This window comes from Xanthomonas sp. NCPPB 3442 (genome assembly GCF_056725145.1).
In genome coordinates, this window is the sequence record NZ_CM161514.1 from 2,158,905 (window position 1) to 2,184,606 (window position 25,702).

The following is a 25,702-nucleotide window of genomic DNA, read 5'->3' on the forward strand; positions in this document are numbered from 1 at the left end:
GGATGAAGGCATGCCGCAGTCGGCTGCATGGGCGCAACACACGCCGCTGAACGATGGCTCAGCCGCCATCGCGGCAGGGGCCGCAGTAGCTGCAGATCCGTTCGGCGAGCATCGCCCGCGGCGCTTGGGCGTGCGCCGGCAGATTCTCGGCGCGCTGTTTCATTTCCACAGCGATAGCCAGGCACTGCTGGCGCTTGTCGATGCCGCCTACGCGGGTTTGCCCGCGCATCGGCTGCCGGGCGCTCCGGAATTTCATGTCACATTGGACCTGCTGCCGCGTGCGCCGGGCCGCACCGATGCCGAGCCGCCGCCTGTGCGCACGCACGCCAGCGGCGGCCTGCTGTGCGGCGTCATGGATGCCTGCAATTACCTGATGCTCTCGGTGCCACAGCGCCGCGCGATGCTGGTGGTGTCCGAGGACATGCTTGCCCACGCGTATCACGTGCGTTACGAACTGATCGAATTCGCCGTATTCCTGCTGGCTGCGCGTGGCATTGGGCTGGTGCCGCTGCATGGCGCTTGTGTAGGTCGACGCGGACGCAGCGTGTTGCTGCTTGGCGCCAGCGGTGCGGGTAAATCGACCTTGGCCTTGCACAGCCTGTTGCATGGCCTGGACTTTGTCGCCGAAGACGGTGTCTTTGTGGCGCCCGATAGCCTGCTCACCACCGGTGTGGCCAATTTCCTGCATCTGCGTGCCGAAGCGCTGGGCCTGGTCGACGCGCCCACGCGCGCATGGATCAGCGCATCGCCGGTGATCCGGCGCCGCAGCGGCGTGGAAAAATTCGAGGTCGATCTTCGCCATCGCCACGCGCATCTCGCGCCCAAGTCAATGCGGTTGCATGCGGTCGTGATGGTGTCCAGGTCGCCGGCCATCGCATCGGCACAGCGCCTGGTCGCGGTGCCTGGCGAGCAAGTCGCCGCCTGCCTGGCCCATGATCAACCGTACGCCGCCGGTCAGCCCGGCTGGCAGCGCTTCGTCGAACAGGTGCGGCGCATCGGCATGTTCACCTTGCTCCGTGGCACGCATCCGCAGGCATCGGTGGATGCGCTGCTGCAGCTGTTGCAATGAGTGGCCGTATGCAAGCCTCCTGGAACGCCACCGGTCCGCAGACCCGCATCGCGCACTGGCGCCTGCATGTTGCGCACGAATGAGCCGCTGGCGATGACCGCCATCCGGCGCGTGCGCGTTGCATTGCAACAGTTCGCGAGCACGCTGGTGCCTGCAGACATGCCGATGATTGCGCTTTACGTCGCGTTGTCGCTGGCTGCCGCGTTGGCCGGCAGCGTGGTGGCGGTGTGCCTGCTGCCGCTGGTGCAGCCAGGCCACAGCGTGCAACTGGCGGGCTATCGCCTGGCCTTGCCGGGCGGGCTGGCGATGCAGGCGTGCCTGTTCATTGCGGTGAGCCTGCTGTTTGCCGTGTTGCGCTGGCAGAGCGCGCGACTGGCCGCGCAGTTGACCAGCCGCTATGCCATCGGTCTGCGCGCGCGCGTGCATGCGGCATTGATCGATGCGCCATTGCCGGCCCTGTCCGGGGCCAGCTCGGCAGAAATCGCCAACGTGCTCACGTACAACATCGAGATCGCCACGCAAGGCTTCGGCGCCGTGCTGCAGCTGCTGGTCGCGGCCATCACTGCGCTGGTGAGCGTGTGCATCGCGGTGCTGATTGCACCTGTGCTGTTGATCACCACCCCACTGCTGGCGGTGTTGGCAGGGTTGGGTCTGCGCTTCTCCAGCAGTCGCGCACAGGCACGCATCAGCCGCGCGTATGTGGCCGACATGACGCAGCTGTTCTGGCTCAGCGAAGATTTTCCGCGTCGCTTGCGCCACGTACGCTCGTTTCAGCGCGAAGGCCTCGAAACCCGCCATTACGAGCGCATTTCGGCGCGACTGGGGCACGGGTATGCGCAACAGCAAGCACTGGTTGCCGCCAGCCGCCTGCTGCTGGAACTTGCCGCGGTGGTCGCCATCGCCGGCATCCTGGTGCTGGCCAATCGCTGGCAGGGGGGCAATCGTGCTGCGCTGATCACCGTCAGTCTATTGCTCGGCCGTCTGCTGCCGTACCTGGTCACCACGCGGCAGAGCCTTCAGCAGTTGCGTTCGGCGTGGCCGGCGCTGCAGCTGTGGCGCCGCTATGTCGACCTGGGCGCTGCGCGGGTACACGTTCCGGAACAAATGGCCGAACCACTCACGGCTGCGCTGCATATCGAACACATCGGGCTGGCGCCGCCACTGCCCCAATGCGCGATCGAATCGATATTGCTGGTACCAGGCCAGATGACCCTGGTGGTCGGTGCCTCCGGCGCGGGCAAAAGCAGTCTGATGGATGTGCTCTCCGGGCAGACGCCGCCGGCGCAGTTCGTGGCGCACATGGGTGGACGACGGCTGACATTCTCGGCATATCGACATCTGGTGCGACACAGCGCCTACATCGGCCAGGGCGTGCGGCCGTGGCAGCGCACGGTGCGCGACTGCCTGCAGTGGGTGCTGCCCGCAGCGTCCGACGCACGCATGTGGGAGGTGCTGGCCGATGTGGGCCTATGTCCGCGGCTGCAGCGCGATGCGCAAGGCCTGGACACGCCGATCAACGCGCAGGACGGGCGCCTCTCGGGCGGCGAATCGCAACGCCTGTTGCTGGCGCAGGTGCTGCTGCGTCGGCCGACCCTGGCCGTGTTGGACGAAGCAACCAGCGCGCTGGACGCCGATGCCGAACATCAGGTGCTGAGCACCTTGCGCGCGCGTTTGCCGGACACCGTGCTGGTGGTGGTTTCGCATCGAACCAGCTTGGCCGCCGTGGCCGATCGCACGGTGAACTTGGATGGTGCGCCTGTTCGGCGGGTGCATATCAGTTCGTCGGAAATTGCCACACCGTACGACGTGCGCTAGGCCCGTCACACGCTGGCGGGTCGGTGGCTTTGCAAGTCGCTGACAGTACATAGCGCGCAATCGTCGGGCTCGAGTCGAAGACACGCAGGCACCGGATGGGCCGGTCACGCGGCGCACCGGCTGCGCACGCCAGGTGCGCCTGGTCACTGGGTCAGCCGTTTTATCCCGCAATCTCTTCCAGCGCCCGATTGCGCGTGCGCGGCCCGAACGCGGCAATCACGCTCGCCACGATCGACATGCTGAGCGCGATGAAGGCCAGCACCCCGTGGCTGCCAACCTGGGTCAGCAACCAGCCGATCAGCACGCTGCTCACCGCCGTGGAGAGGCGACTGAAGGAATAGCAGAAGCCCACTGCACGTGCACGCAAGCCGGTCGGGAACAGCTCCGCCTGATAGCCGTGATAGGCAAAGCTCATCCAGGCGTTGCAGAACGCGACCATCGCCCCGCACAGCACCATGCCGACTGCCTGATGCTGCAACGCGAACAGCCCACCGAACAGAACAGCGCCCAGCGCCGATGCGGTGATCTGCCATTTGTTTTCCCAGCGCTGTGCAAAACGCAGCAACAGCAATGGCGCCAGCGGGTAGGCCAACGAGATCGCAAACGAGTACGCCAGGCTTTTGGTCACCCCGGCCCCGGTGCCCTGCGCCGAGATCAGCGCAGGCAACCAGTTGCCGAAACCGAAGAAGCCGATCGCCTGAAACACATGGAAGACCACCAACATCCCGATGCGCCCGCGATACGGCGCACGCCACAGCAGTGCGCTGGGCATTACACCGGCCGGCGCGGGTGTGGCCGCCTGCGGCGCGGGCAGTGGCGCACCCACATCGCGCGTGCAGCGCGCTTCCAGTTCGGTCACCACTGCATCGGCTTCTGCGTGCCGGCCGTGTGCGGCCAGCCAGCGCGCCGATTCCGGCAAGCGGCTGCGCAGCCACCAGATCGCCAGCGCAAACGCACCGCTGAGCAACACCACCCAACGCCAGCCGCTCACGCCCAGCGGCGCAGACGGCACCAACATCCACGCGGTCAGCGCGACCGTCGGAACCGCCAGAAATTGCACGAAAAATGCAAATGCGAACGCCGCGCTGCGCATGTGCCGCGGTACCAGTTCGGACAGATACGTATCGATGGTAACCAGTTCGATTCCCAACCCGATGCCGACCACGCAGCGCAGCACGATCACACCGCTGGCCGTGCTCTGCAGACCCATCGCCACGGTCGCAGCGGTGTACCAGATCAAGGCGAAGGTAAACATCGGGCGACGCCCGAACCGGTCGGCAAACGGGCTCAATAGCGCGGCACCGACAAACAACCCAAGGAAGGTGGCCGCCGCGAATGCGGCTTGGTCGGACATGCCGAACGCGCCATCGGCGCCGCTGGCAAAAATGCCGTCGCCAATCAGCCCGGGGCTGATGTAGGCGGTCTGGAACAGGTCATACAACTCGAAGAACCCGCCCAGCGCCAGCAACCCCACCAGCCGCCACAGTGTGGCGCTGGCGGGCAACCGGTCGATCCGGGCGGCGATCTGCGCGGAAGGCGAGGGCTGTTCGGGGGGCGCTAAAACACTCGGAGACATGGGCAGGCAGGCGCAGGTAGGGCAGTCTCATCATAGCCAGCGTCCAGATGCCGCAGCGGGCACGCTTCGTCGCGCGGTCAATGCGTTCGTCTGTGGCAAGAGGGCACTGGGCATCCAAGGTGCGCGCAGCCGACCAGGCAACAGCACTCTTCCTCACAATCGCGCCCGCACCGCCCTTGTTAGCAGCAAGCTCAACAACGCCGCTGTCGCGAGTGGAACCAAGCACGTGCACCTCATGCGTTGTCCGACTGCTGGAATGCTGTAATCCCTCACGGCACCCAACAGGCCGCTGGCAATGCCGCCGGGCCAGCCCCATCTCTGGCATATCACTCTTTCCGGAGTCATTCGATGACCCCCATTTCCGTGCTCGATCTGGCGCCGGTCTGCGAAGGCAGCGACACCACCCACGCTTTCGCCAACATGCTCGATCTGGCCCAGCACGCCGAGCGTTGGGGCTATCAGCGCTACTGGCTGGCCGAACACCACAACATGCCAGGCATCGCCAGCGCCGCCACCGCCGTGCTGATCGGTCACGTCGCCGGCGGCACCAAGACCATCCGCGTGGGTGCCGGCGGCATCATGTTGCCCAACCACGCGCCGTTGCAGGTGGCCGAACAATTCGGCACGCTGGCCTCGTTGTATCCGCAGCGTATCGACCTGGGCCTGGGCCGTGCGCCGGGCACCGATCAGCCCACCGCACGCGCCTTGCGCCGCTATTTCGACAGCGCCGATCACTTTCCGCAGGACGTGGCCGAACTGATGCGCTATTTCGCGCCGGCGGTGCCGGGGCAACTGGTGCAGGCCGTGCCCGGCGCCGGGCTGGAGGTGCCGGTGTGGCTGCTGGGGTCGAGTCTGTTCAGCGCACGCCTTGCCGCCGCGATGGGGTTGTCGTTCGCGTTCGCCTCGCATTTCGCACCCGACGCGATGGACGACGCGGTGGCGATCTATCGCCGCGAATTCCGCCCGTCCGCACAGCTGGCCAAGCCACACGTAATGCTGGCCCTGAATGTGGTGGCGGCCGAGACGCAGGCGCAGGCACGCCGTCTGTTCACCACCCAGCAGCAAAGCTTCGTCAATCTGCGTCGCGGCAAGCCGGGCAAGATCCCGCCGCCCATCGACGATATCGACAGCTTCTGGCAGCCGCATGAACGTGCCGGGGTGGAGCGTGCACTGGCGTGCACGGTACTGGGCGATGCCGAGCAGATTGCGCGCGGCGTGGCAGAGTTCATCGAGCGTCACACGCCCGACGAGCTGTTGTTCACCGCCAACATCTACGACCACGCCGCGCGTCTGCGTTCCTTCGAAATTGCCGCCGCCGCGTGCCGCGAGCTGGACGTGACCTTGGCGTGATTCACGTCGCTTTGCGCGGCGATCGGCTGTGATGCGTGCACATCCATTGGGAAGACCAGCATGCAATTTCAGCAACGCAGCGAGAGCATCAAGCAGTTGGCCGAGTTGATCCGCGGGGTGGATATCGCGATGTTCACCACCGTCTCGGCCGACGGCAAACTGGTGAGCCGCCCGCTGGGCACGCAGGAAGTCGAGTTCGACGGCGACCTGTGGTTCGCCACCGCCGCCGACAGCCCGAAAGTGGCGGAAATCGCCGCTGATCCGCGCGTCAACGTGGCCTATGCGTCGGCCTCGAAGAAGACGTATGTCTCGGTGGCCGGCACCGCGCGCGTGGTCCACGACCGCGCCAAGATCGAAGAGCTGTGGTCGCCGGCAATGAAGGTGTTCTTCCCCGGCGGCAAGGACGACCCGAACCTGAGCTTGATCCATGTGCGCGCCGAATCGGCCGAATACTGGGACGGCCCCAGCGGGCTGCTCGGCAAGGCGCTGTATTTCGTGATGACGGCGGTCACCGACGATACCGGCAGCCTGTCGGACAACCGCGTGGTCGATCTGAAATAACTGCGTCGCAAGCGACGCGCCGGACGCGCTGCGCTCAGCGCCAGGCGTCCGGCCACCAATCGCGAATCAGATCCACCAGCTGGTCGGAGGTGACCCCGAACACGGCCACCGAGATCAGCGCAGCTGCCCAGCCCACCAGCATCAGCGCACCGTCGCGCTCGAGCAGGGCCAGCGCGAACAGCAGCAGGATCAGGCCGAAGATGTAGTTGGTGAAGGGGATCGGCAGCGTCAGCAGGATGCCGACCAGCACCATGAGCAAGCCGGTGAGGAGCTGCGCCGGCATCCGGTCCAGCATGCCATGCAACCGCGGTTTGAGCAGGCGATCCAGGCGTTGCAGCGTCGGTCCCAGTTTGGCCACGAAGCGCTGGCTGGTCCGACGGCGCGGCCCGCGTTCGCCGATGAAGCGCGGTACCCACGGCTTGCGCAGGCAGCACATCATCTGCAGCCCGATCAGGATGGTCAACGGTCCACTGATGCCACCGGCAACGCCGGGAATCGGAATGAACGAGGGCAGGATCGCAAGAAACAGAAACACGCCGAAGGCGCTTTGCTGCAGGTCGGCCAAGATCTCTCGAACGCGCAACACCTGGTCCGGATCACCTTCGCTGAAGGCTGCCAGCAGGCTGCGGATGCCTTCGTTGCGGTAGCGCATCTGCTCGCTGGCATCATCGTGCGGCGCACCGCCGTCACCCGACGATGTCATCGCTGTCCTCGTCGCCCACCCGGCTCAGCAGCAACTTGTCCACGCGCGCACCGTCCAGGTCGACGATCTCGATGCGCCAGCCGGCCCAATCGAAGAACTCGCCGGCCTGCGGAATGCGCCCGAAATAGTAAATGCACAAGCCCGCAAGCGTGTGGTAATCGCCCTCGTCGGCGTCGGGCAGTTCGGCACCGAGTACTTCGCGCAATTCTTCCACCGGCAGCGAACCGTCGATCAACAGCGAGCCGTCCGCGCGCGTGACCACCAGCGCGTCCTCGTCGGTATTTTCCACCGCCTGCAGGCGGCCGACCACTGCGCCCATCAGGTCGCTGATGGTCACCAATCCGCGGATTTCGCCGTATTCGTCCACCACCAGCGCCATCGACTGCTGTTCTTCGCGAAAGATTTCCAGCAGCTTCATCGCGTGCGTGGATTCGGACACGAACAAGGTGTCGCGCAGCGCCTGGAACAGGTGCGCGCCGTGGCCGTCCATGCGCGTGACCAGCGATTTGACTTCCAGCACCCCAGCAATGTCCTGGTCGCTGCCGCGGTACACCGGGTAGCGCGAAAATTCGTGCTCGCGCATGACCTGCAGATTGCGTTCCGGCTCGGCGTTGGCGTCCAGCCAGGCAATGCGGTTGCGCGGGGTCATCAGGCTGTCGGCGGTACGATCGCCCAGCCGCATCACGCGATTCATCATGTCGCGCTCGTGCGCGTCGATCACCCCGGCCTCGTGGCTTTCGGCCACCAGCATGCGGATCTCTTCTTCGGTCACCGAGGCCGACTCGTCCTTGCCCATGCCCAGCATGCGCAGGACCAGGCGGGTGGAGCGCGCCAGCACCCACACCCCGGGCGCGGCGATCTTGGCCAGCCAGGCCATCGGCACCGCGACAACGCCTGCGATGTCTTCGGAATTGCGCAGTGCCAGCCGCTTGGGCACCAGCTCGCCGAAGATCAGCGTCAGGAAGGTGATCAGCGCCACCGCCAGGGTGCTGCCGATCACCACCGAATACGGGCGCGGCTTGCCGACCAGTTCGAACGTGCCCGCCAAGGCCGGGAACACACCCTGCAGCCAGCTGGCGATGGCTTCGCCGATCGCCTCGCCGCCGAACACGCCGGTCAGGATGCCGATCAGGGTGATGCCGATCTGAACCGTGGACAGGAAGTTTTCGGGGCTTTCGGCCAGGGCCAGGGCCCGCGCGGCGCGCTTGCTGGAGCCGGCCATCTGCTTCAGGCGGCTCTTGCGCGAGGTCATCAACGACATCTCCGACATGGCGAAGAAGCCATTCAGCACGATCAGGGCGATGACGATCAAAAACTCAACCACGGGCGTCTTCCCCGGTTAGTGAAGGGGAGGGCGGGGGAGCACTGGGGCTACCGGCGGGCGCACAGGCCGGGCGGCAACACGGGGGGATAGGGTCGTCTTCCATAGGGTGCGCCCGAAGGCGCGGGGGCATGGTAGCAAACCACAGGGTGGTTCGAGCCGGGAAATGTCGATGTGAAGGCCGCTCCCGGCGCGAGATACCCAGAGAGGTCATGGAACGGTCATAATTCGCGTCTGGCGCCGTCTCTCCCTCGACGGCAGGAAGTTGTCCACCCATGTTCTCGTTGCAGACCATCTTCGGTTCCGGCAAGCAGTTCTATGCGCTTCTGAACGAAGCGGCGCAGGCCGCCTACGACAGCACCAGGGCGTTGCACGCCATGATGCGCGAGTCCGACCGCCAACCGGCGCTGGACGCCTTCAAGCTGGCCCGCCTGCGCGAACGCGCCGCCTCCGACAAGATCGGCCAGGCGCTGGTGGATAGCTTCATGACCCCGATCGAACGCGAAGACATCGAGGCGTTGGGCTCGGCGTTGTACAAGATTCCCAAGCAGGTCGAGAAATTCGCCGACCGCTACTCGCTGGCGACCAAGCACCTGGAACACATCGACTTCGCTCCGCGCGCCGCGATGCTGGAGCAGGCCGCCGCGGTGGTGGTGGAGATGGTGGCCGACCTGCCGCACATGAACATCGACCGCATGACCGCGCTCAATGACAAGCTGCGCATGCTCGAAAACGAAGCCGACCGGCTGATGCTGGAGCTGTATCGCGACATCTATTCCGGCCGGCTGGACACGTTGCAGATGTTCCTGCTCAAGGAGTTCTTCGAGATTCTGGAAAAAGCCATCGACCGCTGCCGCGAGGCCGGTGTGGTGGTCTACCAGATCGTGCTGAAGAACAGCTGAGGTCGCCGCGTGCTTACCTTAGTTCTGGTGGTGATCCTGGCCGCGTTGGTGTTCGAGTTCATCAACGGCTTCCACGACACCGCCAACTCCATCGCCACCGTGGTCGCCACCAAGGTGCTCTCGCCCGGTTGGGCGGTGATGCTGGCCGCCGGCATGAACCTGATCGGCGCGCTGACCGGCACCGCCGTGGCGCTGACGATTGCTTCCGGCCTGCTCAACACCAACGTGGTCGACGTCACTCCGCAGGTGATCCTGTGCGCCCTGCTGGGCGGCATCATCTGGAACCTGATCACCTGGTGGAAGGGCCTGCCGTCGTCGTCTTCGCATGCCTTGATCGGTGGCCTGTGCGGCGCCGGCCTGGCCGCGGCGCACAACGACTGGGACGCGCTGATCTGGTCGGAAAACATCGGCAACTGGGCCAAGAACAAGGGCCTGTTGTGGAAGGTGTTCGTCCCGATGATCACCTCGCCGATCGCCGGTTTCGTGCTCGGCATCGTGGTGATGGTGCTGCTGTGGGCGATCATCGCCGGCATGTCCAAACTCGGCGGCCCGATCGGGCGGCTGGCGCGCCCGCGCTGGGTCAATGCGTTCTTCGGCAAGGCGCAGATCGCCTCGGCCGCGTACATGGGCTACGCGCACGGCCACAACGACGCGCAGAAGACCATGGGCATCATCGCCATGACCCTGATCGGCGCGCAGTCGGCCGGTGCGCTGGACGATTTGCCGAGCTGGTTGTCGTTCCTGCATCCGGGCACCGGCCTTGCCGCCGGCGCCGGTATCCCGATGTGGATCGTGCTGACCTGCGCGGTGGTGATGGCCGCAGGGACGGCGTCGGGCGGCTGGAAGATCATCAAGACGCTCGGCCACAAGATGGTCAAGCTGCATCCTATCCACGGCTTTGCCGCAGAAACCAGCTCGGCGACGGTGCTCACCGTGGCGGCGCATTTCGGCATGCCGGTATCCACCACGCACAGCATTTCCACCGCCATCATGGGGGTGGGTTTTGCCAAGAACCCGCGTTCGCTGCGGCTGGGGGTGATCGAGCGCATCGTCTGGGCCTGGATTCTCACCATCCCGGCCGCTGGCGGCGTGGCGTATCTGATCCTGACGCTGTTCGAGCTGTTCGGCTGGACCTGAGCGATGCCGCGGTGCGCTCACGCACCGTCGGCAGACTGCGCCGCCGTTGCCGTATCGACCTGTTTGCGGCAGGTTGCCCGCATGCCATGAGTGAGACCCTTTCCCGATGATGCTTGCCCTGGTGTGCGTGTTGTTCGGGTTTGCCTGGTTGATCGACCGCCGCGGATTGCGGCGGTTCTCCCGCGTGCTGGGCCTGGCCAGCTTACTGCTGGTGTTCGCGGTGGGCTGCGGTCCGTTGCCCTCCTGGATGCTGCAACACCTGCAACGCACCGGGGTCAACGATTTCAACGCGTGGGGCGCGCGCAACGTCATCGTGCTGCTGGGTGCCGGCACCGTGCGCCCGGAAGGCCGCGATGCGGTGGCCGAAGCCAATCTGTTCGCCTACGGCCGCATCGTCGAATCGGCACGGCTGTACTGGCAATGCCGGCACAGCGGGGGCGATTGCAAGATCGAGATCAGCGGCGGCGATGCACGCGGCCTGGGCCTGTCCGAAGCGGTGGTCTACCAGCGTGTCTTGCTGGGCCTGGGCATTCCGCGGGCAGATCTGATCATGGAGCCGTCGAGCATGAACACCTGGCAGAACGCGCAGTTCAGCCAGCCCTTGCTGCGCGCCTACCGGCCCGATCGCATTGCGCTGGTGTCCTCGGCCACGCATCTGCGTCGCGCCGAATTGTATTTTCGCCATTTCGGCATCGATGCCACACCGGTGCGCGCCGATTGGCTGACCGCCACCTGGTCGATCCTGCCGCAGAGCTACAACTTCACGCTGGTCGATGTGGCCCTACACGAATACCTGGGCATTGCGCGCTATCAGGTCTACCAGTGGTTGGGGTGGAACGTGAAGGCTAGCGAGCCTGGTGCGTTGTGATTGGGGAGCCGGGTTTGGGATTGGGGATTGGTAACAGCTGGTGCACTGCTAGATCTGCTTGGCTGATGTCCTTGCGACGGTGCTTGCCAGTTCCAGATTGACGATGGCAACGCAGATGCGCGGCACTCGGAACTGATGGTGCTGCCCGACGGCTTGGTCGCCGGCCGCGTGTGCGGCCGGCTCTGCCTGCACTCAGCGCGTTTGGTACATCGCCTTGACGTCGTCACGGAACGCGGCCTGGCTGTCGGCGCGGTTGTAGAACATGTGGCCGCCGGGATATTCGCGCACCTGCACGCGCTTGCTGTCGCTGCCCATGGCCGGCATCTGGTCCACCGTCAGGACCGAACCCATGAACGGGCAGGAGAGGTCGTTCCAGCCGTGCGCGATCAACACGCGCAGCTTCGGATCGATCGCCACCGACTGGCGCAGCTGGGTCACTGCGCCCTTGCGAAGCTCGTCGTTCCAGTCCCAGAGCTTGTTCACGTCGTAGTTGAGCGCGCGATATTGCGCATCGATCTTCCAGCCGACCACGCGGGTGACGAAGTCCACCATTGCGGTGGTGGTGGGCGCAATGATGCTGTCCAGCAGCGGGTCGTTGGCGCGTTGTTCGGCATCGTTGGGAAACGGGTCGAAGGCGGTCACGTTGGAATCGTAACGGCTGCCCAGTTCGCCCTTGTCACGAAACACTTCGCGCAGATAGGCCTGGGTTTCCAGGCGTCCGCCGGAGCGCCGCACATATGCCGGGTCCAGCCCGGTCATGCGGGTGACCTGCTGCAGCATCGCCTCATGCGCCTGCGGGTCGGTGCGTCCTTTCATCAGCGCCACCGCGTAATCGCCGCGGGTGTAGTCGATCACCTGGCGCATCGCGCTGTCGCTGAGCTGGCCCTGGCGCTCCAGGTGCGCAGCAGCGATCGAGGGAAGCGTCAGCATCCATGCCAGGGGCGACACATCGCCGTTGTCGTCCAGGGTCGGGTTGAGATACGGCGACACCAGCACCACGCCGTTCATCGCCACGCCCAGCTGCGTCTGCAGGTAATGGGTGATGCGCGGGCCGCGGAAGCCGCCATAGCTTTCGCCGACCAGATACTTGCGCGCCTGCAGGCGGCGGTTCTTGAGCAGCCAGTCGTAGATCACCCGCGAGAGATATTCCACATCCGCCTGCGGGTTGTAGAACTGCTTCTTGGCATCGTCGTCGCCGATCAGGGCGCGGCTGAAGCCGGTGCCCACCGGGTCGATGAAGACCAGGTCGGTGAAGTCCAGCCACGTGCCCGGGTTGTCGCGCAGTGTGGCCGGTGCCGACGCACTGTCGCCCTCGGCGCCGAAACCGACGATCTTCGGCCCGATCGCGCCCATGTTGAGATACACCGATGCGGCGCCCGGCCCACCGTTCAAGGCGAAGGTCACCGGGCGGTCCTTGCCATCGACGGTATAGGCGGTGAATACCACTTCGCCCGTGGTCTTGCCCTGCGCATCGCGCACCGGCAACGTGCCGACCGTGGCGGTATAGCTCAGGTTGCGGCCAGCCACGCGTGTGCTCTGGCGCACGCTGGCGTCGGCCGGCAATGGCGCCTGTTTGGCGGCAGCGGCAGCGGCATCGGGTTTGGCATCGCTTTTATCGGTTTTGTCTGGCGCTTCGGCCAGCGCTGTCCCGCTGAACAGCACGCAGGCCAGCAGGCCGGCACGGAGAAAGAAGGGCATGGGCATCGACGTGGTTGCAGGGAAGCGCCGATGCTAGGCTGCTGCAGAGCCCGGTGGATGTGCAGGAAGGCATGGATGTCGCGCAGACCGAGGTGGTACGCAAAGGCAGGTGTGTGCGGCCCGCCGAAATGAGCGCCTATGCAAGGCGCTTCCTTCTCCCGTCGAGACATTGTCCCGCCTGATGCGGACGGTGCTCCGAAGGGGAATGAGGGTGCGGGCGAAGCCTCGTGCTACTCACTTCGCAAGTGCATACGCCCGCACCCAAACGCCGCGCTGCGCCCCGCCCGCGCTTGCGGCGCGGGCGCTCGAAGGCGCGCGCAGGCCGTGCCTTCTCGCCTGGGTGGGAGAGGGGCTATCGGTTTCAGCACTCAGACTTCAAGCGAGGCCAGATCGCCCTTGGTCTCCAGCCACTGCTTGCGGTCGCTTGCGCGTTTTTTGGCCAGCAACATGTCCATCAACGAACGCGTCTGCTCGCCGTCGTCGATGGTCAGCTGCACCAGTCGACGCGTGTCCGGGTGGATGGTGGATTCGCGCAGCTGCTGCGGATTCATTTCGCCCAGGCCCTTGAAGCGGGTGACGCTGATCTGGCCCTTCATCTTTTCGCGCGCGATCTTGTCCAGCAGCGTGGTCTTTTCTTCTTCGTCCAGCGCATAGAACACCTGCTTGCCCACATCGACACGGAACAAGGGCGGCATCGCCACGAACACGTGGCCGGCGGCCACTAGCGCGGGGAAATGCTGCAGGAACAGCGCCGTCAGCAGCGTGGCGATATGCAGGCCATCGGAGTCGGCGTCGGCCAGGATCACCACCTTGCCGTAGCGCAGCCCGGTGATGTCGTCCTTGCCCGGGTCGCAACCGATCGCGATCGCCAGGTTATGCACTTCCTCGGAGGCCAATACGCTGCCGGAAGCCACTTCCCAGGTGTTGAGGATCTTGCCGCGCAACGGCAGGATGGCCTGGAAATCCTTGTCGCGCGCCTGCTTGGCAGAGCCGCCGGCCGAATCGCCTTCGACCAGGAACAGTTCGGTACGCGACAGATCCTGGCTGATGCAATCGGCCAGCTTGCCGGGCAGGGCAGGGCCCTGGGTGACCTTCTTGCGGACGATCTGCTTTTCGGTCTTCAACCGTGCGCTGGCGCGATCGATGGCGATCTGCGCGATCTTCTCGCCGATCTCCACGTTCTGGTTGAGATACAGGCTGAAGGCATCGTGCGCAGCACCTTCGATGAAGCCGGCAGCCTGGCGCGAGGACAGGCGTTCCTTGGTCTGACCGGAAAACTGCGGATCGGTCATCTTCAGGCTGAGCACGAAGGTCACCCGGTCCCAGACATCTTCCGGTGCCAGCTTGACGCCGCGCGGCAGCAGATTGCGGAAATCGCAGAACTCGCGCAGCGCATCGGTCAGGCCCGAACGCAGGCCATTGACGTGGGTGCCATGCTGCGCGGTGGGGATCAGGTTGACGTAGCTTTCCTGCACCAGCTCGCCTTCCGGCACCCAGGCCGCGGCCCAGTCGACGATTTCGGTGTCTTTTTTCAGGCTACCGACGAACAGGTCGGCCGGCAGCAGCTCGTGCTCGGCCATCTCACCCTTCAGGTAATCGCGCAGGCCGTTTTCGAAATACCAGCTGTCCTGCTCGCCGGTTGCCTCGTCGTGCAATTTGACGGTCAGGCCGGGGCACAGCACCGCCTTGGCGCGCAGCAGGTGCCGCAACGCACGCACATTGAATTTGGGCGTATCGAAATACTTGGGGTCGGCCCAGAAACGCAGCCGCGTGCCGGTATTTTTCTTGCCGACGGTACCCACCACTTCCAGCTTGGACGCGGCGTTGCCATCGCGAAACTCCATGCGGTGCTCGCTGCCTTCGCGCTTGATGAACAGTTCGACCTTGGTCGACAGCGCGTTGACCACGCTTACGCCTACACCGTGCAAGCCACCGGAGAAGGTGTAGTTGCGGTTGCTGAACTTGCCGCCGGCATGCAGCCGGGTCAGGATCAGCTCCACGCCCGGAATCTTCTCTTCCGGATGGATGTCCACCGGCATGCCGCGGCCGTCGTCGGACACTTCGCAGCTACCGTCCTTGTACAGCGTGACTTCGACCTGCTTGGCGTGGCCGGCCAGCGCCTCGTCGACAGAGTTGTCGATCACTTCCTGCGCCAGATGGTTCGGGCGCGCGGTGTCGGTATACATGCCGGGGCGGCGTTTGACCGGGTCCAGGCCCGACAGCACTTCAATATCGGCGGCGTTATAACGGGTGTTCATGCATCTCGTTGGCACGTGAAACGACGCGCAAGTGTGGGGGCTGAGCCGATTTTTTGCACGCGACCGGCGTTCAGTGGGGGGGCGGGCAGCATTGGCTACCCTGGCGTTGGTTTCGCAATCAAACGTCCCCACCTGAGGATGTCACCGAAGCCAAAGAGGACGCCATGAAGTTCAAGCACATCCTGATGCTCACCCTCGGTGCGGCCGCAGTCGCAGCGCTTCCCGCCATGGCCCAGGCCGCTCCGCAGCAGACCGGACAGGGCGCCGCGGCTCAAAAGGCCGATGACGCGAAGGCCAAGACCGAAGCCGAACGCAAAGCCGAACGCCGCGCTGCCGCCGCTGCGCAGAAGCCCAAGGCCGACAGCGCCCCGCGCGAGGAAGAGGAAGAAGAAAAGCCTGCACGCTGATCGCGCGGCCTAGCGGCCAGGTGCTACCGACGCCCCGGCATTGCCGGGGCGTTCGCTTTTGGGGTAGCTGTGTAAGACCACGCAGCATTCGCCCTGTTGGCGTAGCCGGTGCATGGGGCTGGCATGTAACGCGCATGCATGCCGGCCCCCGCAGAAAGCCCGCAATCGCCTGGCAGTGCCCGTCATGTCTGCCAGCCGCTAAGGCCTGCGCGACATGCACTGTTTCAACGTGTGATGACCTCGTCGTCACGCAACCCTTGGGCATTCGCCCGTCACCCGCTAAACTATGGCTTTCCGGGAGGCTTCAAGCCCCATGACCCCCCTGATTTTCGTTACCGGCGGCGTAGTGTCCTCGCTAGGCAAGGGCATTGCCGCCGCTTCGCTTGCGTCCATTCTTGAAGCGCGTGGCCTGAAGGTCACGATGATGAAGCTGGACCCGTACATCAACGTGGACCCGGGCACGATGAGCCCGTTCCAGCATGGCGAGGTCTACGTCACCGACGACGGTGCCGAAACCGACCTGGATCTGGGTCACTACGAGCGTTATGTACGCACGCGCCTGTCGCGCAAGAATTCGGTGACCACCGGCCGCATCTACGAGAACGTGATCCGCAAGGAGCGTCGTGGCGATTATCTGGGCGCCACCGTGCAGGTGATTCCGCATATTACCGACGAGATCCGCCGCTGCATCGACGAGGCCACCGCCGGGTTCGATGTCGCGTTGATCGAAATCGGCGGTACCGTCGGCGACATCGAATCGCTGCCGTTCCTGGAAGCGATTCGCCAGGTGCGCACCGAGCGCGGCGCCGAAAAGGCCATGTTCATGCATCTCACGCTGGTGCCGTACATCGCGGCGGCCGGTGAGCTGAAGACCAAGCCGACCCAGCATTCGGTCAAGGAACTGCGCTCGATCGGCATCCAGCCGGACGTGCTGCTGTGCCGGTCCGAGCAGGCAGTGCCGGATTCGGAGCGCCGCAAGATCGCGCTGTTCACCAACGTCTCCGAGCGTGCGGTGATCAGCTGCCCGGATATCGACGTGCTGTACGGCATGCCGCTGGAATTGCTGCGCCAAGGCCTGGACGAACTGGTCATCGAGCAGTTCAAGCTGCGCGACAAGGTCGCCGCGGCCGACCTGTCCGAATGGGCGGCGGTGGTGGACGCGGTCAAGCATCCGCTGGACGAGGTCAACATCGCCGTGGTCGGCAAGTACGTCGATCACCAGGACGCCTACAAGTCGGTGGCAGAAGCGCTGCGTCACGGTGGCCTGCGTCAGCGCACCAAGGTCAACCTGAAGTGGCTGGAAGCGCAGGATCTGGAGGGCAGCGACATGTCTGCCTTGCAGGACATCGACGGCATCCTGGTGCCGGGCGGTTTCGGCGACCGCGGTTTCGAAGGCAAGGTGCAGACCTCCAAGTTCGCGCGTGAGCACAAGGTGCCGTATTTCGGTATCTGCTACGGCATGCAGGCGGCCGTGGTGGACTATGCCCGCCACGTCGCCGACCTGGATGCAGCCAACAGCACCGAGAACGATCGCCAGTCGCCGCATCCGGTGATCGGCCTGATCACCGAATGGCGCACCGCCACCGGTGAAGTCGAAAAGCGCGACGAAAAATCCGACCTGGGCGGCACCATGCGTCTGGGCCTGCAGGAGCAGCGCCTGAAGCCCGGTACGCTGGCGCGCGAGGTCTATGGCAAGGATGTGGTGGCCGAGCGGCACCGTCACCGTTACGAGTTCAACAACCGCTATCGCACGCAGTTGGAAGACGCCGGCCTGGTGATCTCCGGCAAGTCGATGGACGACACCCTGGTGGAAGTGGTGGAGCTGCCGCGCGACATGCACCCGTGGTTTTTGGCCTGCCAGGCGCATCCGGAATTCCTGTCCACCCCGCGCGACGGCCATCCGCTGTTCATCGGCTTCGTGCGTGCGGCGCGCGAGAAGAAGGCTGGCGGCAAGTTGCTCAAAGAAGCGCGTGCGTGAGTTCCTTCTCCCATCGGGACCTCGGTCCCCTTCATGGGAGAAGGTGCCCCGTAGGCGGATGAGAGGGGCACCGCAACGCACTGGAAGATGGCAGCTGTGATGAACGCGTCGCCACGCGCCAGCCAGGGCAAACCATCTGGCCTTACAAGCGCTTGCAACCCGTACCCTCACCCCAACCCCTCTCCCGACGGGAGAGGGGCTTAATTACTTAGGTGACCTGATGAAACTGTGTGACTTCGAAGTCGGCCTCGACCAGCCGCTGTTCCTGATTGCCGGCCCCTGCGTGATCGAATCGATGCAGCTGCAGCTCGACGTGGCCGGCAAGCTCAAGGAGATCACCGGCAAGCTCGGCGTCAACTTCATCTTCAAGTCGAGTTTCGACAAGGCCAATCGCACCTCCGGCACCAGCTTCCGTGGCCCGGGCCTGGAAGAGGGTTTGAAGGTGCTGGATGCGGTGAAGAAGCAGATCGGCGTGCCGGTGCTCACCGACGTGCACGAATACACCCCGATGAACGAGGTCGCGGCCGTCGTCGACGTGCTGCAGACCCCGGCATTTTTGGTGCGCCAGACCGACTTCATCAAGAACGTCTGCGCCGCCGGCAAGCCGGTCAACATCAAGAAGGGCCAGTTCCTGGCGCCATGGGACATGAAGCCGGTGGTGGACAAGGCCAAATCCACCGGCAACGAGCAGATCATGGTCTGCGAGCGTGGCGCCTCGTTCGGCTACAACAACCTGGTCAGCGACATGCGCTCGCTGAGCGTAATGCGCGACACCGGCTGTCCGGTGGTGTTCGACGCCACCCATTCGGTGCAGTTGCCGGGCGGGCAGGGCAGCAGCTCCGGTGGTCAGCGCGAGTTCGTGCCGGTGCTGGCGCGCGCGGCGGTGGCGGTCGGGATTTCCGGCCTGTTCGCCGAAACCCACCCGGATCCGTCCAAGGCGCTGTCCGATGGTCCCAATGCGTGGCCGCTGGATCGCATGGAAGAACTGCTCGAAACCCTGATGGAGCTGGACGCCGTCACCAAGAAGCACGGGTTTGCGCGCTTTGCGTGAGTTCTGATCAGCGCGCGGCCGCTGCAGCGCGCCGCCGGGAGCGGCGGTGGCGCCAGTGGCCCTGGGGCTGGTGGGCACTGGCCGCGTCGATCGCGGTGTGGGCGTGAATGGCGGTCATGGCCGTTCTGTTTACCGCCAGCATCGGCATGCCGGGCGATGGCGACCATGCCATGCAAGCCACGCGGCTGCCGATGCGCATCACGCTGATCATGGCCACCATGGCCGTTGTCAGTAGCCTGGCCACGGGCTCGGCTGCATTGCGGCTGAGTCGCCAGCCTGGTGCGGCGATCGCCGCGCTGATCCTGCTGTTGGTCTTGCTGCTGCTGTCTGGTTTGTCGCTGTTGGGCTTGATGGCGTAGCGGTCCGCCCGCGACGTGCTGTGTGTAGCGGCGACATGCGATTTGGCAATGGACCGGTGTGCAGCGATAATCCGGCAGCTTGTTTCCGGTGTACTTCCCCCCTTACTGGTAACCGAACGGACCTATGACCACTATCGCCAAGATCCTCGCCCGCGAAATCCTCGACTCCCGCGGCAATCCCACGCTGGAGGCCGAAGTCACGCTGGACGACGGTTCGTTCGGCCGCGCAGCCGTGCCTTCGGGTGCCTCGACCGGTACCAAGGAAGCGGTGGAGCTGCGTGATGGCGACAAGACCCGCTACCTGGGCAAGGGCGTGCGCCACGCGGTGGACAACGTCAACGGGACCATCGCCGAGACGCTGAAGAACTTCGATGCGGCCGACCAGCAGGGCCTGGACCGTCGCCTGATCGATCTGGACGGCACCGAGAACAAGGGCCGCCTGGGCGCCAACGCGCTGCTGGGTGTTTCGCTGGCCGCCGCGCATGCCGTAGCCGCCTCGCGCAAGCAGCCGTTGTGGCAGTACCTGTCCACCATCACCGAATCCGACGTGGCGCTGCCGGTGCCGATGATGAACATCATCAACGGCGGCGCGCATGCCGACAACAACGTCGACTTCCAGGAGTTCATGGTGCTGCCGGTCGGTTGCAGCTCGTTCTCCGAAGCGCTGCGCGCCGGTACGGAAATCTTCCATTCGCTCAAGTCGGTGCTCAAGGGCCATGGCCTGAGCACGGCGGTGGGCGACGAAGGCGGCTTTGCGCCGGACTTCCGCAGCAACGTCGAAGCGCTGGACACCATCCTCGAAGCGATCGGCAAGGCCGGCTACACCGCGGGCGAAGACATCCTGCTGGGCCTGGACGTGGCCTCCAGCGAGTTCTACGACAACGGCAAGTACAACCTGGTCGGCGAGAACAAGCGCCTGACCAGCGAGCAGTTCGTCGACTTCCTGGCCGACTGGGTGGCGCAGTACCCGATCATCAGCATCGAAGATGGCCTGGCCGAGGACGACTGGGCCGGTTGGAAGCTGCTGACCGAGCGCGTCGGCAAGAAGGTGCAGTTGGTGGGCGACGATCTGTTCGTCACCAACCCGAAGATCTTCAAGCAGGGCATCGATTCGGGCACCGCCAACGCGATCCTGATCAAGGTCAACCAGATCGGCACGCTGACCGAAACGCTGGAAGCCATCGCGATGGCGCACGCGGCCAACTACGCCTCGTGCGTGTCGCACCGTTCCGGCGAAACCGAAGACACCACCATCGCCGACATTGCCGTGGCCACCACCGCCACCCAGATCAAGACCGGCTCGCTGTGCCGCAGCGACCGCGTGGCCAAGTACAACCAGTTGCTGCGCATCGAGCAGGCGCTGGGCTCCGGCGCGCGCTACGCCGGTCGCGACGCGTTCGTTTCGATCAAGCGATAAGCCGTGCGCAACTGGCGCTGGCTACTGCTGGTGCTGGCGGTACTGCTGGCTTGGCTGCAGTATCGCTTCTGGTTCGGGCCTGGGAATTCCGGCGAGGTGATGATGCTGGAAGCCCAGGTCGCGCATCAGACACAGGACAACGAAGGTCTGCGCCAACGCAACCAGGCGTTGGCAGCAGAGGTGAAGGATTTGAAGGACGGCGAGGCGGCAATCGAGGAACGCGCGCGCAGCGAGCTGGGCATGATCAAGCCGGGCGAGACGTTCTATCGCGTGGTCGAGGATGCGCCGCTGCCGGCCCCTGCATCGCCTGAGGCTCCGGCCCCCCCACAGCAAGCGCCTGAGCCGATCGATCCGGTGGATCACCCATGACCGGGTCCATCTGGGCAATCGTGCCGGCCGCCGGGCGCGGCACCCGTTTTGGCGGGCCGCTTCCCAAACAGTATTTGCCGGCCGGCGGTCAGCCACTGATGGCGTATACGTTAGCTGCGCTGGCGGCGCATCCGGCGCTGGCCGGCATCATGGTGGCAATCGCCCCCGGCGATGCCGATTGGCCCGGCTGGACCGCGGTGCAGTCCACGCCCGTGCTGACCTGCCTGGGGGGGGCGACCCGCGCAGCCTCGGTGCTGGCTGGCTTGCTGGCCTTGCCAGAAAGCGTGCGTGCCGACGATTTCGTGCTGGTCCACGATGCCGCGCGGCCGAATCTGGCCCTGGCCGATCTGGACCGCCTGCTGGAAATCGGCCGTGGCGACCCGGTCGGCGCCATCCTGGCTGCACCGGTGCGCGATACGCTCAAGCGTGCCGGCGACGATGGCGGTATCGATGGCACCGAACCGCGCGAACGCCTGTGGCGCGCACTCACCCCGCAGCTGTTTCGTCGCCATCAACTGATCCGTGGACTCACCGAGGCCGCGGCGGCCGGTGTCGAGGTCACCGATGAAGCGATGGCGATGGAGCGGATGGGGCTGCGCCCCTTGCTGGTGGAAGGCGCCGAAGACAACTTCAAGGTGACGACCCCTGCGGATCTGGCGCGCTTCGAATTTGAACTGGTCAACCGGGGGCTCGGAGCCCGGGACCCGGAAAGCGCACATCCCCAGTCGTCCGTTCTGGCTTCTGCTTTCTCCGGCCCGGGGTCCCGGGTTTCCGGGCCCGAAGAGATCTAATCCATGTCCTTCAATTTCCGAATCGGCCAAGGCTACGACGTGCATGCGTTCGGCCCTGGCGACCACGTGATGCTTGGCGGTGTGCGCGTGGCGCACAGCCACGGCGTGCTCGCCCATAGCGATGGCGATGTGGTGTTGCACGCCCTGTGCGATGCGATGCTGGGCGCGCTGGCGCTGGGCGATATCGGCCAGTATTTCCCGCCTTCCGATGCGCGTTGGAAAGACGCCGACAGCGCACAGTTCCTGCAGCATTGCGATGGCTTGCTGCGCGAGCGCGGCTGGCGCGTCGGCAATGCCGACATCACCGTGATCTGCGAGCGCCCCAAGGTCGGCCCGCATGCGGTGGCCATGCGCGAGCGCATTGCCGGCCTGCTGGCGATCGAACTCGATGCGGTCAGCGTCAAGGCCACCACCAGCGAACAGTTGGGTTTCACCGGCCGCGGCGAAGGGATCGCTGCACAGGCCGCGGTGTTGCTGGGCAGGACCGCTGTGCCTCATCAATAGCAACACAGGCAGCGCTTGGGGCCGGAGCCGGCGCCGATGCTGCCCGACGCAATCACCGCGCCGAATCATTCGGCGCACAGCGCGCCACGTCCGGCGCGAAGGCGAACCACACCATGAGCGAGACCTCTTTGCTGCCGCGTGCGCATGGCGCTGCCGTGCTCAGCGCGGCGATGCGCAGCACCCCGGACGATTTCCAGGTCGACGAGCTGCCGGCATTCGAGCCCTCCGGCGAAGGCGAGCATCTGCTGCTCACCGTGCGCAAGCGTGGCCAGAACACCGCGTATATCGCCAAACAGCTTGCGCACTGGGCCGGCATCGCCGAGATGGGCGTCAGCTATGCGGGTCTGAAAGATCGCCATGCAGTGACCACCCAGCGCTTCAGCGTGCATCTGCCCAAGCGCATCGCGCCGGATATCGCCGCGCTGGATGATGCGCAGATGCAGGTGGTCCAGAGCGCCTGGCACAACCGCAAGCTGCAACGCGGTGCGCTGCACGGGAACCGCTTCGTGCTGACGCTGCGCCAGGTGCAGGGCGAGCGCGAGGCGATCGAGCAACGGCTGCAGGCGATTGCTGCGCGTGGCATTCCCAATTGGTTCGGCGAACAACGCTTCGGTCGCGATGGCGCAAATGTGGCGGCTGCGCTGGCGATGTTCGGTCATGTGCAAGCTGAGGACGGAACGTTGCTGCCGGCGCCCACATCCAGGCGGCGGCTGCGCAACGATCAGCGCTCGATGTTGCTGTCGGCAGCGCGTTCGGTCCTGTTCAATCGCGTGCTTGGCGCACGCGTGGCGCAGGGCAGTTGGGATAGCGCACTGCAGGGCGAGGCGTGGATGCTGGACGGCTCGCGCAGCGTCTTCGGCCCGGAGCCGTGGAGCGAGGCCCTGGCAGAGCGATTGGCACGTTTCGATATCCATCCCAGCGGGCCGTTGTGGGGCATTGGCGCGTTGCGCTCGACCGATCAAGCGGCAGCGCTGGAGCAGGGCGCGTTGTCCGATCCGCAATCCGAAGCATTGCGCCAAGGCCTGGAAGCAGCGGGGCTGAAGCAGGAGCGCCGCGCGCTGCGCTTGCGCCCGCAGGGTCTGGACTATCGATGGCTGGAGGCACAGACCCTGCAATTGGAGTTCGCGCTGCCGCCTGGCTGTTATGCCACCGCGGTGCTGTGGGAACTGGGAGATGTCACCGACGCCGGTCGCTTCAACGTCGGCATGCGCGCCGACGCATGATCGCGCACAAACGCCGGCCGATCGCGCGGGGCAGCATGGACGGTCCAATCATGCGATGCGCGCAAAAGCGGCCTCGGCGGTCGCTGAGGCGATAGTGGCCGGTCGCGGCGCCACGAGCGATGGCCAGCTGCACAAGGCGCGCAACAGGAATCGGCTCGTGTCCGACGAGCATGCGCGACAGACGTTCCAGACAACACGTCGCCATGCGCAATGGCTGCCGTTTAGCATCACTCGCGCGTAATCATCGGCCTATCGCCGCCGCGCCAGCAACACCAGCAGCGCCCCGGTACCGCCCTGCGTCGGCGGCGCCGAATGAAACGCCAGCACATCGTTGCGTTGACGCAGCAGCCGGTCCATGAGGTTCTTCAGCACGGGCGCACCGGTGTCCGATTGCAGTCCCTTGCCGTGGATGATGCGCACGCAACCATGTTCGTGCGCGTGTGCGTCCAGCAGGAACTGGCGCAGCAACGATTCGGCCTGCGCTGCGGTGGCGCCGTGCAGATCCAGTTCGTCCTGCACCGAGAATTGCCCGCGCTTGAGCCGTTGAAACAAGCGGGTGGGAAGATTCTCGCGCCGATAGCTGGCGGTATCGCCCGCTTCCAACGGCGCGCTGTCGCGCAGCAGGCGCGCAAATTCGGTATGCGCTTGGGCGTCGTCGCGCTCGGCCATGCGCGCGCGCGGCTTGGGGCGTGGCTTGGCGTTGGCCGGTGGGGCGACTTCACGAATCGGCTTGACCGCGCCGATCGCTGCGCGGAACAACGCGCCGTCGTCTTCGTCTTCAGGATGCGACATCTGCACAGCGTACCCGGTCCAAGCGCAGACGCACGCGAAGATCAAGCGCGAAGGCGCGGGACGCATCCGGTATCATGGCCCGGTTTTCCGAGGAGTCCCATGCGCGTACTGGTTAGCAACGACGACGGTGTCGACGCCCCCGGCATCCAGATTTTGGCCGAGGCGCTGCGCCATGCCGGTCATGAAGTGATGGTGGTCGCGCCCGACCGCGATCGCTCCGGCGCCAGCAATTCGCTGACGCTGGATGTGCCGATCCGCACCCGCCGCGTCGATGCGCAGACCTGCGCAGTGGCCGGCACGCCGACCGACTGCGTGCATCTGGCACTCACCGGCATGCTCGATTACGACCCGGACATCGTGGTGTCCGGGATCAATAATTCGGCCAATCTGGGCGACGACGTGATCTATTCGGGCACCGTGTCGGCCGCCATGGAAGGCCGCTTCCTCGGCTTGCCGGCGGTGGCGGTGTCGTTGGTCACGCACAATCACCAGGCGCATCACTACGACACCGCCGCGCGCGCTGCGGTGGAAATCGTGGCGCGGCTGAAGGCCGACCCGTTGCCCGCCGACACTATCCTCAACGTCAACGTGCCGGATCTGGCATGGTCGGATGTGCTCGGTTTCGAAGTCACCCGGCTCGGCAACCGCCACCGGTCCGAGCCGTGCGTGCCGCAGCGCGATCCGCGCGGCCGCACCGTGTACTGGATCGGCCCGGCCGGTCCCGAGCAGGACGCTGGCGCCGGTACCGATTTCCACGCCGTGCGTACCGGGCATATCTCGATCACGCCGATCCACGTCGATCTCACCCGTTACCAGGCACTGGACACCGTTGCCGGCTGGGTGGGTGGGTTGACCGCAGCGCTGGACGGCCCGGCATGACGCCGAGGCTGCGCCTGCAACCGGAGTCGGTCGGGATCGGCATGACCTCGCAACGCGTGCGCGACCGCCTGGTCGAGCGCTTGCGCGAGGCGGGCATCCAGGACGAGGCCACGCTCAACGCGATGCGCACCGTGCCGCGGCATCTGTTCATCGATGAAGCGCTGGCCTCGCGCGCCTACGAAGACACTGCGCTGCCGATCGGCCATGGCCAGACCATCTCCCAGCCCTGGGTGGTGGCGCGCATGACCGAAGCGGTGCTGCAGGTGACCCCGACCAAGGTGCTCGAAGTGGGCACCGGCTCCGGCTACCAAGGCGCGATCCTGGCGGCGCTGGGGCTGGAGGTCTACACCGTCGAGCGCATCGGCGACCTGCTGCGGCAGGCGCGCAAGCGCTTCCGGCACCTGGGCATGAATGTGCGCAGCAAGCACGACGACGGCCGCATCGGCTGGCCCGAACACGGGCCGTACGACGCCATCGTGGTGACCGCTGCCGCACCGGCGTTGGTCGATGCATTGGTCGACCAGCTGGCGGTCGGCGGGCGCCTGGTCGCGCCGGTCGGAGGGCCTTCCTCGCAATCGTTGGTGCAACTCACCCGCGGGGCCGATGGCGCCATCGAACAACAGGTTCTGGCGCCGGTCACGTTCGTCCCGCTGTTGTCGGGCATGCTGGATTGA

The 25,702-nt window shown here is 65.4% G+C and carries 24 protein-coding genes; 18 read left to right on the forward strand and 6 right to left on the reverse strand.

What is annotated here, in order from left to right; genetic code table 11:
* The first annotated feature begins 10 nt into the window (after nucleotides 1–10).
* On the forward strand, nucleotides 11–1,069 hold the full coding sequence (locus tag AC1POX_RS09470) for a phosphoenolpyruvate carboxykinase (ATP) (RefSeq protein WP_372357033.1): 1,059 nt from the start codon (nucleotides 11–13) through the stop codon (nucleotides 1,067–1,069).
* 93 nt (nucleotides 1,070–1,162) lie between these two features.
* The gene (locus tag AC1POX_RS09475; RefSeq protein WP_372357152.1) at nucleotides 1,163–2,884 is read left to right on the forward strand and encodes an ATP-binding cassette domain-containing protein; all 1,722 of its coding nucleotides are present in this window, start codon (nucleotides 1,163–1,165) and stop codon (nucleotides 2,882–2,884) included.
* Between the two features lie 160 nt (nucleotides 2,885–3,044).
* On the opposite strand, the gene AC1POX_RS09480 is transcribed toward AC1POX_RS09475, so the two are convergent.
* A complete protein-coding gene (locus tag AC1POX_RS09480) occupies nucleotides 3,045–4,460 on the reverse strand; it encodes an MFS transporter (RefSeq protein WP_303401379.1) in 1,416 nt (471 codons plus the stop codon).
* Nucleotides 4,461–4,808: 348 nt separating this feature from the next.
* Here AC1POX_RS09480 and AC1POX_RS09485 point away from each other — a divergent pair, with 348 nt between their 5' ends.
* Together AC1POX_RS09485 and AC1POX_RS09490 are read left to right on the forward strand one after the other, a co-directional pair.
* Nucleotides 4,809–5,810 (forward strand): LLM class flavin-dependent oxidoreductase, encoded by a 1,002-nt coding sequence (locus AC1POX_RS09485; protein ID WP_008574989.1) that lies wholly within the window; start codon nucleotides 4,809–4,811, stop codon nucleotides 5,808–5,810.
* A 60-nt stretch (nucleotides 5,811–5,870) separates the two neighbouring features.
* On the forward strand, nucleotides 5,871–6,371 hold the full coding sequence (locus tag AC1POX_RS09490) for a pyridoxamine 5'-phosphate oxidase family protein (RefSeq protein ID WP_372357034.1): 501 nt from the start codon (nucleotides 5,871–5,873) through the stop codon (nucleotides 6,369–6,371).
* Between the two features lie 34 nt (nucleotides 6,372–6,405).
* Here the strand turns inward: AC1POX_RS09490 and AC1POX_RS09495 are convergent, their stop codons facing one another.
* Nucleotides 6,406–7,074: an exopolysaccharide biosynthesis protein gene (locus tag AC1POX_RS09495; RefSeq protein ID WP_169306489.1), complete on the reverse strand. Its 669-nt coding sequence runs from the start codon at nucleotides 7,072–7,074 to the stop codon at nucleotides 6,406–6,408.
* Entirely contained in the window at nucleotides 7,058–8,398 is a 1,341-nt protein-coding gene (locus tag AC1POX_RS09500) for a hemolysin family protein (protein WP_008571220.1), read from the reverse strand. Before AC1POX_RS09500 ends, AC1POX_RS09495 begins: the two co-directional genes overlap by 17 nt.
* Before the next feature lie 272 nt (nucleotides 8,399–8,670).
* Here AC1POX_RS09500 and AC1POX_RS09505 point away from each other — a divergent pair, with 272 nt between their 5' ends.
* From AC1POX_RS09505 to AC1POX_RS09515, 3 genes are all read left to right on the forward strand, one after another.
* Entirely contained in the window at nucleotides 8,671–9,297 is a 627-nt protein-coding gene (locus tag AC1POX_RS09505; RefSeq protein ID WP_008571222.1) for a DUF47 domain-containing protein, read from the forward strand.
* A 9-nt stretch (nucleotides 9,298–9,306) separates the two neighbouring features.
* On the forward strand, nucleotides 9,307–10,434 hold the full coding sequence (locus AC1POX_RS09510; RefSeq protein WP_372357035.1) for an inorganic phosphate transporter: 1,128 nt from the start codon (nucleotides 9,307–9,309) through the stop codon (nucleotides 10,432–10,434).
* Between the two features lie 106 nt (nucleotides 10,435–10,540).
* Complete coding sequence (locus AC1POX_RS09515) at nucleotides 10,541–11,302, forward strand: YdcF family protein (RefSeq protein WP_372357036.1); 762 nt, start codon at nucleotides 10,541–10,543, stop codon at nucleotides 11,300–11,302.
* Nucleotides 11,303–11,494: 192 nt separating this feature from the next.
* Here the strand turns inward: AC1POX_RS09515 and AC1POX_RS09520 are convergent, their stop codons facing one another.
* Together AC1POX_RS09520 and parE are read right to left on the reverse strand one after the other, a co-directional pair.
* A complete protein-coding gene (locus AC1POX_RS09520) occupies nucleotides 11,495–13,000 on the reverse strand; it encodes a S10 family peptidase (RefSeq protein ID WP_372357037.1) in 1,506 nt (501 codons plus the stop codon).
* Nucleotides 13,001–13,368: 368 nt separating this feature from the next.
* On the reverse strand, nucleotides 13,369–15,258 hold the full coding sequence (gene parE / locus AC1POX_RS09525) for a DNA topoisomerase IV subunit B (protein ID WP_003481816.1): 1,890 nt from the start codon (nucleotides 15,256–15,258) through the stop codon (nucleotides 13,369–13,371).
* Nucleotides 15,259–15,422: 164 nt separating this feature from the next.
* Between parE and AC1POX_RS09530 the strand changes: the two genes are divergently transcribed.
* The 9 genes from AC1POX_RS09530 to truD all read left to right on the forward strand — a co-directional run bounded on the left by AC1POX_RS09530 (nucleotide 15,423) and on the right by truD (nucleotide 23,357).
* The gene (locus AC1POX_RS09530) at nucleotides 15,423–15,665 is read left to right on the forward strand and encodes a hypothetical protein (protein ID WP_008571226.1); all 243 of its coding nucleotides are present in this window, start codon (nucleotides 15,423–15,425) and stop codon (nucleotides 15,663–15,665) included.
* A 313-nt stretch (nucleotides 15,666–15,978) separates the two neighbouring features.
* Complete coding sequence (locus AC1POX_RS09535) at nucleotides 15,979–17,643, forward strand: CTP synthase (protein ID WP_011347097.1); 1,665 nt, start codon at nucleotides 15,979–15,981, stop codon at nucleotides 17,641–17,643.
* Between the two features lie 220 nt (nucleotides 17,644–17,863).
* Nucleotides 17,864–18,694 (forward strand): 3-deoxy-8-phosphooctulonate synthase, encoded by an 831-nt coding sequence (gene kdsA / locus AC1POX_RS09540; protein ID WP_008571228.1) that lies wholly within the window; start codon nucleotides 17,864–17,866, stop codon nucleotides 18,692–18,694.
* A gap of 116 nt (nucleotides 18,695–18,810) precedes the next feature.
* A complete protein-coding gene (locus tag AC1POX_RS09545; RefSeq protein ID WP_031422278.1) occupies nucleotides 18,811–19,053 on the forward strand; it encodes a hypothetical protein in 243 nt (80 codons plus the stop codon).
* 124 nt (nucleotides 19,054–19,177) lie between these two features.
* Entirely contained in the window at nucleotides 19,178–20,470 is a 1,293-nt protein-coding gene (gene eno, locus AC1POX_RS09550; RefSeq protein ID WP_372357038.1) for a phosphopyruvate hydratase, read from the forward strand.
* A 3-nt stretch (nucleotides 20,471–20,473) separates the two neighbouring features.
* Entirely contained in the window at nucleotides 20,474–20,839 is a 366-nt protein-coding gene (gene ftsB / locus AC1POX_RS09555; protein WP_008577317.1) for a cell division protein FtsB, read from the forward strand.
* Complete coding sequence (ispD, locus tag AC1POX_RS09560) at nucleotides 20,836–21,630, forward strand: 2-C-methyl-D-erythritol 4-phosphate cytidylyltransferase (protein WP_218557422.1); 795 nt, start codon at nucleotides 20,836–20,838, stop codon at nucleotides 21,628–21,630. The genes ftsB and ispD overlap by 4 nt, the downstream gene beginning before the upstream one ends.
* A gap of 3 nt (nucleotides 21,631–21,633) precedes the next feature.
* Nucleotides 21,634–22,134 carry a 2-C-methyl-D-erythritol 2,4-cyclodiphosphate synthase gene (gene ispF, locus AC1POX_RS09565; protein ID WP_372357039.1) on the forward strand — a complete coding sequence of 167 codons (501 nt, stop codon included), beginning with the start codon at nucleotides 21,634–21,636 and terminating at the stop codon, nucleotides 22,132–22,134.
* A gap of 113 nt (nucleotides 22,135–22,247) precedes the next feature.
* Nucleotides 22,248–23,357 carry a tRNA pseudouridine(13) synthase TruD gene (truD, locus tag AC1POX_RS09570; RefSeq protein WP_008577321.1) on the forward strand — a complete coding sequence of 370 codons (1,110 nt, stop codon included), beginning with the start codon at nucleotides 22,248–22,250 and terminating at the stop codon, nucleotides 23,355–23,357.
* 249 nt (nucleotides 23,358–23,606) lie between these two features.
* On the opposite strand, the gene AC1POX_RS09575 is transcribed toward truD, so the two are convergent.
* Nucleotides 23,607–24,149: a Smr/MutS family protein gene (locus tag AC1POX_RS09575; protein WP_011347103.1), complete on the reverse strand. Its 543-nt coding sequence runs from the start codon at nucleotides 24,147–24,149 to the stop codon at nucleotides 23,607–23,609.
* A gap of 99 nt (nucleotides 24,150–24,248) precedes the next feature.
* On the opposite strand from AC1POX_RS09575, the gene surE reads away from it, so the two are divergent.
* Entirely contained in the window at nucleotides 24,249–25,028 is a 780-nt protein-coding gene (gene surE / locus AC1POX_RS09580) for a 5'/3'-nucleotidase SurE (RefSeq protein ID WP_011347104.1), read from the forward strand.
* Nucleotides 25,025–25,702 (forward strand): protein-L-isoaspartate(D-aspartate) O-methyltransferase, encoded by a 678-nt coding sequence (locus AC1POX_RS09585; RefSeq protein ID WP_127167516.1) that lies wholly within the window; start codon nucleotides 25,025–25,027, stop codon nucleotides 25,700–25,702. Before surE ends, AC1POX_RS09585 begins: the two co-directional genes overlap by 4 nt.

Excerpts from the sequence above, each read along its gene's own strand:
- AC1POX_RS09470 (WP_372357033.1), top strand. The coding sequence starts at position 11 with ATGCCGCAGTCGGCTGCATGGGCGCAACACACGCCGCTGAACGATGGC.
- AC1POX_RS09475 (WP_372357152.1), top strand. The coding sequence starts at position 1,163 with ATGACCGCCATCCGGCGCGTGCGCGTTGCATTGCAACAGTTCGCGAGC.
- AC1POX_RS09480 (WP_303401379.1), bottom strand. The coding sequence starts at position 4,460 with ATGTCTCCGAGTGTTTTAGCGCCCCCCGAACAGCCCTCGCCTTCCGCG.
- AC1POX_RS09485 (WP_008574989.1), top strand. The coding sequence starts at position 4,809 with ATGACCCCCATTTCCGTGCTCGATCTGGCGCCGGTCTGCGAAGGCAGC.
- AC1POX_RS09490 (WP_372357034.1), top strand. The coding sequence starts at position 5,871 with ATGCAATTTCAGCAACGCAGCGAGAGCATCAAGCAGTTGGCCGAGTTG.
- AC1POX_RS09495 (WP_169306489.1), bottom strand. The coding sequence starts at position 7,074 with ATGACATCGTCGGGTGACGGCGGTGCGCCGCACGATGATGCCAGCGAG.
- AC1POX_RS09505 (WP_008571222.1), top strand. The coding sequence starts at position 8,671 with ATGTTCTCGTTGCAGACCATCTTCGGTTCCGGCAAGCAGTTCTATGCG.
- AC1POX_RS09515 (WP_372357036.1), top strand. The coding sequence starts at position 10,541 with ATGATGCTTGCCCTGGTGTGCGTGTTGTTCGGGTTTGCCTGGTTGATC.
- AC1POX_RS09520 (WP_372357037.1), bottom strand. The coding sequence starts at position 13,000 with ATGCCCTTCTTTCTCCGTGCCGGCCTGCTGGCCTGCGTGCTGTTCAGC.
- parE (WP_003481816.1), bottom strand. The coding sequence starts at position 15,258 with ATGAACACCCGTTATAACGCCGCCGATATTGAAGTGCTGTCGGGCCTG.
- AC1POX_RS09530 (WP_008571226.1), top strand. The coding sequence starts at position 15,423 with ATGAAGTTCAAGCACATCCTGATGCTCACCCTCGGTGCGGCCGCAGTC.
- AC1POX_RS09535 (WP_011347097.1), top strand. The coding sequence starts at position 15,979 with ATGACCCCCCTGATTTTCGTTACCGGCGGCGTAGTGTCCTCGCTAGGC.
- kdsA (WP_008571228.1), top strand. The coding sequence starts at position 17,864 with ATGAAACTGTGTGACTTCGAAGTCGGCCTCGACCAGCCGCTGTTCCTG.
- AC1POX_RS09545 (WP_031422278.1), top strand. The coding sequence starts at position 18,811 with ATGGCCGTTCTGTTTACCGCCAGCATCGGCATGCCGGGCGATGGCGAC.
- eno (WP_372357038.1), top strand. The coding sequence starts at position 19,178 with ATGACCACTATCGCCAAGATCCTCGCCCGCGAAATCCTCGACTCCCGC.
- ispD (WP_218557422.1), top strand. The coding sequence starts at position 20,836 with ATGACCGGGTCCATCTGGGCAATCGTGCCGGCCGCCGGGCGCGGCACC.
- ispF (WP_372357039.1), top strand. The coding sequence starts at position 21,634 with ATGTCCTTCAATTTCCGAATCGGCCAAGGCTACGACGTGCATGCGTTC.
- truD (WP_008577321.1), top strand. The coding sequence starts at position 22,248 with ATGAGCGAGACCTCTTTGCTGCCGCGTGCGCATGGCGCTGCCGTGCTC.
- AC1POX_RS09575 (WP_011347103.1), bottom strand. The coding sequence starts at position 24,149 with ATGTCGCATCCTGAAGACGAAGACGACGGCGCGTTGTTCCGCGCAGCG.
- surE (WP_011347104.1), top strand. The coding sequence starts at position 24,249 with ATGCGCGTACTGGTTAGCAACGACGACGGTGTCGACGCCCCCGGCATC.
- AC1POX_RS09585 (WP_127167516.1), top strand. The coding sequence starts at position 25,025 with ATGACGCCGAGGCTGCGCCTGCAACCGGAGTCGGTCGGGATCGGCATG.